This is a genomic window from Sphingomonas sp. SRS2 (assembly GCF_000971055.1).
Classification (GTDB): domain Bacteria; phylum Pseudomonadota; class Alphaproteobacteria; order Sphingomonadales; family Sphingomonadaceae; genus Rhizorhabdus.
In genome coordinates this window covers 23,567-29,792 of sequence record NZ_LARW01000118.1, presented here as the reverse complement: position 1 = coordinate 29,792, position 6,226 = coordinate 23,567, and the positions used below count along the sequence as shown (strand labels likewise).

Sequence of the window (6,226 nt, the reverse complement as noted above, 5' to 3'; positions counted from 1 at the left end):
TTCTTCTGCAAACTCAAAGAGTTCAAGCGCATCGCCATGCGCGCCTGCAAAACCGATCTAAGCTTCTCCGCAATGATCTACCTCGCCGCAGCCGTCATCAACTCGCGATGAATCCCCACAACCCCTAGACTTCCAACACCCAATCCCGACGCGCATAGCCCTGCGCGTAAAGTAGGGCGGTCAGATCGCCATGATCGATCCGCGCGGCCGCAGCCGCCGCCGTCCTGGGCTTCGCATGATAGGCGACGCCCAGTCCCGCCGCCTCGATCATCGGAATGTCGTTCGCGCCGTCGCCGACGGCAAGGCATTGCTCCGCCGTCAGGCCATGCGCAGCCGCTTCGGCGAGCAGCGTCTCGCGCTTGGCCGCCGCACCGATGATCGGACGGCCGACCCTGCCCGACAGCTTGCCATCGGTGAATTCAAGGACGTTCGACAGCGCGCCGGTAAAGCCGATCTCGGCGGCGACGCGATCCGCGAACAGGGTGAAGCCGCCGGAGACGAGATAACAGTCCGCCCCGCTCGCGCGCATCGTGCGGACCAGTTCGCGCGCGCCGCCCATGATCACCACGCGCTCGGCATGGCAGCGATCGATCACGGCGGCATCGAGGCCCTTGAGCAGCATGACCCGAGCGTCGAGGGCGCCCTCGAAATCGAGCTCGCCTCGCATCGCGCGCTCGGTGATCTCCGCGATCTGCGGCTTTATACCGGCATAGTCGGCGAGTTCGTCGATGCACTCGATCGTGATCATCGTAGAATCCATGTCGGCGACGAGCATGCGTCGGCGGCGGTCCGCCTCCCGCTGGACGACGACGTCGACCCCGGCGAAGGCGTTCTCCAACGCCGCCCGTGCAGCCGCGGGATCGCCTTGGAAGCGCAGATCGCACGCGATTCCGGGTTCGATCCAGTGTGATCCGCCATTATCCGCCCCTGCTGACGCGAGTCGATCGGCGGCAGCCGAAATATCGCCCGCTTCCAGCGTTTCCGATGCTATCAGCGTCGCGATGAACACAAATGCTTCCCCATCCAAGAAATCGATCGCGCTTATTGCGGGGCCAACCGCTAGCGGCAAGTCCGCATTGGCGGTCCGGCTGGCGGAAATCGCCAACGGCGTCGTCATCAATGCCGATGCGAGTCAGGTCTATGCCGATTTACGCATCCTTTCGGCCCGCCCTGACGAAACGGAAATGGCGCGCGCGCCGCACCGGCTGTTCGGCTATCGCGACGCGGCAACCGCCTGCACGGCGGCCGACTGGGCCGAGGATGCCCGCCACGAGATCGCGTTGGCGCAAGATGCCGGCCAGCTTCCGATCATCGTCGGCGGAACCGGTCTTTATATGCGCACCCTGCTGTACGGCATCGCGCCGGTTCCCGAAATCGACCCGGCGATCCGCGCCGAAGTGCGCGCGATGTCGGTTGGCCGGGCCGCGGTCATGCTGCGCCGCGAAGACCCCGAAACCGCCGCCCGGCTCAAGCCGCAGGACATCACCCGGATCAGCCGCGCGCTGGAGGTGATCCGCTCGACCGGGCGGTCTTTATCCGTTTGGCAGCAGGAACTTAGCGGTGGAATTATCGACCAGGTCTCGATCGCGCCGGCGATCCTGCTGCCGCCGCGCGAGTGGCTTTATGCCCGCTGCAACGCCCGCTTCGAAACAATGCTGGCGCAGGGCGCTATCGAGGAGGTCGAGGCGTTGCGCACGCGCCAGCTCGACCCAAGCCTGCCGGCGATGCGGGCGATCGGCGTGCGCGACATTATCGACTGGTGCGAGGGAAACACCCTGCGCGTAGACATGGTGGAGCGTGCCCAGGCCGCTACGCGGCAATATGCCAAACGCCAATATACCTGGTTCCGCCACCAGCTGCCCGCCGACTGGTTACGAAGCGAGGCGCAACTCGATGACAATAATATTGAAGAATTTGCAATTAAATTACGTTATATGGCGTTGACAGAGTAGTTTGTTACCGATAGGGCAGCCAGCTTCAAACGAAGCGCTGCGGCGCACAAGAGGAAGTGATCATGACCGCCGAGATGACCGGAGCCGATATATTGCTGCAGGCGCTGACGGATCTCGGCGTCGAGGTCGTCTTCGGCTACCCTGGCGGCGCGGTCCTTCCGATCTATGATGCGCTGTTCAAGCAGAAGCGTATCCGTCACATCCTGGTGCGCCATGAGGCCGGGGCAGTGCATGCCGCCGAAGGCTATGCGCGTTCGACCGGCAAGTCCGGCGTCGTGCTGGTAACATCGGGCCCGGGCGCGACCAACGCCGTTACCGGCATTGCCGACGCGCTGATGGACTCCATCCCGCTGGTGGTGCTGACCGGCCAGGTTGGCACGCCGCTGATCGGTACCGACGCCTTCCAGGAATGCGATACGGTGGGCATCACCCGCCACTGCACCAAGCATAATTATCTGGTGAAGGACCCGGCCCAACTCGGCGACGTGATCCACGAGGCATTTCACATAGCGACATCCGGCCGGCCCGGTCCGGTCGTGGTCGACCTGCCCAAGGACGTGCAGGTCGCGGCCGCAAGCTATCGCAAGCCTTCGATCCAGTCGTTGCCCCACAAGGGCTACCGACCCGCCAGCAAGGCCGACACCAAGCTGATCGAAGCCGCGGTGGAGATGATCGCGGCAGCCGAGCGACCGATCCTCTATACCGGCGGCGGCATTATCAATTCGGGCCCTGTGGCCAGCCAGATCCTGCGCGACCTGGCGCGGATCACCGGTGCACCGGTAACGTCGACGCTGATGGGCCTGGGCGCTTTCCCGGCATCGAGCCCGCAGTGGCTCGGCATGTTGGGCATGCACGGCACATATGAAGCCAATATGGCGATGAACAAGGCCGATTTGATCATCTGCCTCGGCGCGCGGTTCGACGACCGGGTGACGGGCCGCCTCGACGCCTTTTCGCCGCATTCCAAGAAGATCCACATCGATATCGATCGTTCGTCGATCAACAAGACGGTGCGCGTCGACCTTGGCATCGTCGGCGACGTCGGCCGTGCGATGGAGGATATGATCAAGCTGTGGAAGGCGCGTCAGCATCAGCCACAGGATCTCGCGCCCTGGCTCGCCCAGATCGACGGGTGGCGCGCGAAGAAATGCCTGAAAATCCCGGTCTCGACCAAGGAGATCATGCCACAGCTTGCAATCCGCAAGCTGTGGGAGGCGACCCATGCAAAGAAGCCGATCATCACCACCGAGGTCGGCCAGCACCAGATGTGGGCCGCGCAGCATTTCGATTTCGAGGGGCCGAACAAGTGGCTCACCTCGGGCGGACTCGGCACGATGGGCTATGGCCTGCCCGCCGCGATCGGCGCGCAACTGGGCAACCCCAACGCCCTGGTGATCGACATCGCCGGCGAGGCGTCGATCCAGATGAACATCCAGGAACTCGGCACCGCGACCCAGTACCGCCTGCCGGTCAAGATATTCATCCTCAACAATGAATATATGGGAATGGTGCGGCAGTGGCAGGACCTCACCTATGCCGGACGCTATTCGGAATCGTACAGCGACGCCCTGCCCGATTTCGTCAAGCTGGCCGAGGCCTATGGCTGGAAGGGCGTGCGGATCGACGATCCCGCCGACCTCGAAGCCGGCATCGCCGCGATGATCGAGCATGACGGTCCGGTGATCGTCGATTGCCGGGTGGCAAAGCTCGCCAATTGCTTCCCGATGATCCCCAGCGGCGCGGCGCACACCGACATGATCCTAGAAGCCGATGATGTGGTCGGTGAGATGGATGACGAGGCCAAGGCCCTCGTCTGATCTCCCTACCCCTCGAGCAGAGAAAAGACATGCATATCAAAGAGCAAGCTACCGAGCGGCATACGCTGTCCGTGACCGTCGACAATGAGTCTGGTATCCTCGCCAGGATCGCCGGCCTGTTCTCCGCGCGCGGCTATAATATCGAAAGCCTTACGGTGGCCGACATCACCGAAGACGAGAAGATCAGCCGCATCACGATCGTTACCACCGCCACCCTCGAGGTGATCGAGCAGGTCGTGGCGCAACTCGACCGGATGATCCCGGTCCACCGCGTCACCGACCTGACCGCGCTGGGCCCGCATGTCGAGCGCGAGTTGGCGCTCGTAAAGGTGGTGGGCTCCGGCGATCACCGGATCGAGGCGCTGCGCCTCGCCGAGGTCTACCGCGCCCGTGTGGTCGATTCGACCATCACCAGCTTCATCTTCGAAGTGACCGGCGGCAGCGACAAGATCGACAAGTTCCTCGAGCTGATGCGCGAGGTCGGCCTGGTCGAGGTCGCACGTACCGGTGTCGCGGCGATCGCCCGCGGCAAAGAGGCGCTTTAGGGCCCTCACGTTAAAGCAGGCTCGACGGACGAGCCCCCGCCCGGTAGGGGGCGACCACGAATTTCAACCAAAGGGCCGTTCCCGCAACAAGGATGTCCGGCCGCGCGATAGGGAAGCAAAGAATATGCGCGTCTATTATGATCGTGATGCCGATATCGGCCTCATCAAGACCAAGAAGGTCGCCATCCTCGGCTATGGCAGCCAGGGTCATGCTCATGCGCAGAACCTGCGCGATTCGGGCGTAGCCGAAGTCGCCGTGGCGCTGCGCGCTGGTTCGGCCACCGCGAAGAAGGCCGAAGACGCCGGCTTCAAGGTGCTGTCGAACGCGGAAGCGGCGAAGTGGGCCGACATCATCATGATCCTTGCGCCCGACGAGCATCAGGCAGCGATCTACAATGACGACCTCGCGGCAAATATGAAGCCCGGCGCGGCGCTCGCCTTCGCACACGGCCTCAACGTCCATTTTGGTCTGATCGAGCCTCGCGCCGACATCGACGTGTTCATGATCGCACCCAAGGGCCCGGGCCACACCGTGCGTTCCGAATATCAGCGCGGCGGCGGCGTCCCCTGCCTGATCGCGATCGCGCAGGATGCCAGCGGCAACGCGCACGACATCGCCCTGTCCTATGCCAGCGCGGTCGGCGGCGGCCGTTCGGGCGTCATCGAGACGACGTTCAAGGAAGAGTGCGAGACCGACCTGTTCGGCGAACAGGCCGTGCTGTGCGGTGGCCTCAGCCACCTCATCATGGCAGGCTTCGAAACGCTGACCGAGGCGGGCTACGCTCCGGAAATGGCTTATTTCGAGTGCCTTCACGAGGTGAAGCTGATTGTCGACCTGATGTATGAGGGCGGCATCGCCAACATGCGCTACTCGATCTCGAACACTGCCGAATATGGTGACATCCACACGGGTCCGCGGATCATCACCGACGAGACCAAAGCCGAGATGAAGCGCGTCCTCGACGACATTCAGAAGGGCAAGTTCGTAAAGCGCTTCGTTCTCGACAACCGTGCCGGCCAGCCCGAACTGAAGGCTAGCCGCAAGCTCGTTGCAGAGCATCCGATCGAGAAGGTCGGCAACGAATTGCGCGCGATGATGCCGTGGATTGGCAAGAACCAGCTGGTCGACAAGACCAAGAACTGACCCGGCGCCCGACCGAAACGCATCGTTTCGGCTTATTGGCTTGTTCATGAGAGGCGGTGGGCGCAAGTCTGCCGCCTTTCTCATGTCGGGAGACGAAGACCATGAAGAGCCTGCCTGCCCTGATCACCGGTCTGTATCTGGCCACCGCCCTCCCCGTCATCGCGCAGGAGATGCCGCAGACGCCGCCGGGGACCTCCGACGTCCGCCGCGTCACGGCTGGCACCTACACCGTTGATCCGGGACACAGCCAGGTGGCCTTCACGGTGAACCACCTCGGCTTCAGCACATATCGCGGCATCTTCGGCGATGTGACCGGATCGATGACTATCGATCCCAAGGCGCCCGCGAAGGCGAAAGTGTCGATCGAAATTCCGATCAAGCGCGTCATGACCACTTCCACGAAGCTCGACGAGCATCTGCTGGGCGCGGACTTTTTCGACGCCGCAAAATATCCTACGGCCCGTTTCGAATCGACCTCGATCCGCGCCAGCGGCAAGACCGCCCGTATTAGCGGCAATCTGACGATCAAGGGCGTCACGAAGCCGGTGGTGCTCGACGCGGTCTTCGTCGGCGCGGGCACGATGATGGGCAAACGCACCGTCGGCTTCGACGCGACGACGACGATCAAGCGCAGCGATTTCGGCGTGAGCTACGCCATCCCGCTGGTGCCCGATACCGTTCCGCTGCAGATTTCGGTGGCATTCGAAAAACCCGAAGCCTGACGAGGGGGCCCCTTCGCCGCGGGGCCTTGCCTCGCGGCGCGCGGCC

General features: G+C 63.3%; 6 protein-coding genes and 1 pseudogene. 6 read left to right on the top strand and 1 reads right to left on the bottom strand.

Annotated elements, in window-relative coordinates:
* Nucleotides 1-111 (top strand): annotated as a pseudogene (locus tag WP12_RS25965) (IS5/IS1182 family transposase); the annotation flags it as partial.
* A 13-nt stretch (nt 112-124) separates the two neighbouring features.
* Here WP12_RS25965 and serB read toward each other — a convergent pair.
* The gene (gene serB / locus WP12_RS19130; RefSeq protein WP_046195285.1) at nt 125-1,009 is read right to left on the bottom strand and encodes a phosphoserine phosphatase SerB; all 885 of its coding nucleotides are present in this window, start codon (nt 1,007-1,009) and stop codon (nt 125-127) included.
* On the opposite strand from serB, the gene miaA reads away from it, so the two are divergent.
* The 5 genes from miaA to WP12_RS19105 all read left to right on the top strand — a co-directional run bounded on the left by miaA (nt 1,002) and on the right by WP12_RS19105 (nt 6,180).
* Nucleotides 1,002-1,952 carry a tRNA (adenosine(37)-N6)-dimethylallyltransferase MiaA gene (gene miaA / locus WP12_RS19125; protein ID WP_046195284.1) on the top strand — a complete coding sequence of 317 codons (951 nt, stop codon included), beginning with the start codon at nt 1,002-1,004 and terminating at the stop codon, nt 1,950-1,952. The two genes, serB and miaA, sit on opposite strands and share 8 nt — an antisense overlap.
* A 62-nt stretch (nt 1,953-2,014) precedes the next feature.
* Nucleotides 2,015-3,769: an acetolactate synthase 3 large subunit gene (locus tag WP12_RS19120; protein ID WP_046195283.1), complete on the top strand. Its 1,755-nt coding sequence runs from the start codon at nt 2,015-2,017 to the stop codon at nt 3,767-3,769.
* Nucleotides 3,770-3,798: 29 nt separating this feature from the next.
* Complete coding sequence (ilvN, locus tag WP12_RS19115; RefSeq protein WP_046195282.1) at nt 3,799-4,314, top strand: acetolactate synthase small subunit; 516 nt, start codon at nt 3,799-3,801, stop codon at nt 4,312-4,314.
* A complete protein-coding gene (gene ilvC / locus WP12_RS19110; RefSeq protein WP_268794742.1) occupies nt 4,277-5,458 on the top strand; it encodes a ketol-acid reductoisomerase in 1,182 nt (393 codons plus the stop codon). The genes ilvN and ilvC overlap by 38 nt, the downstream gene beginning before the upstream one ends.
* A 101-nt stretch (nt 5,459-5,559) precedes the next feature.
* Nucleotides 5,560-6,180, top strand: a complete 621-nt coding sequence (locus WP12_RS19105; protein WP_046195280.1) for a YceI family protein — start codon at nt 5,560-5,562, stop codon at nt 6,178-6,180.
* Nucleotides 6,181-6,226: the final 46 nt, after the last annotated feature.

What these genes read in the sequence shown, in the direction of transcription:
- WP12_RS19120 (WP_046195283.1), top strand. Translation starts at nt 2,015, where the DNA reads ATGACCGCCGAGATGACCGGAGCCGATATATTGCTGCAGGCGCTGACG.
- miaA (WP_046195284.1), top strand. Translation starts at nt 1,002, where the DNA reads ATGAACACAAATGCTTCCCCATCCAAGAAATCGATCGCGCTTATTGCG.
- WP12_RS19105 (WP_046195280.1), top strand. Translation starts at nt 5,560, where the DNA reads ATGAAGAGCCTGCCTGCCCTGATCACCGGTCTGTATCTGGCCACCGCC.
- ilvN (WP_046195282.1), top strand. Translation starts at nt 3,799, where the DNA reads ATGCATATCAAAGAGCAAGCTACCGAGCGGCATACGCTGTCCGTGACC.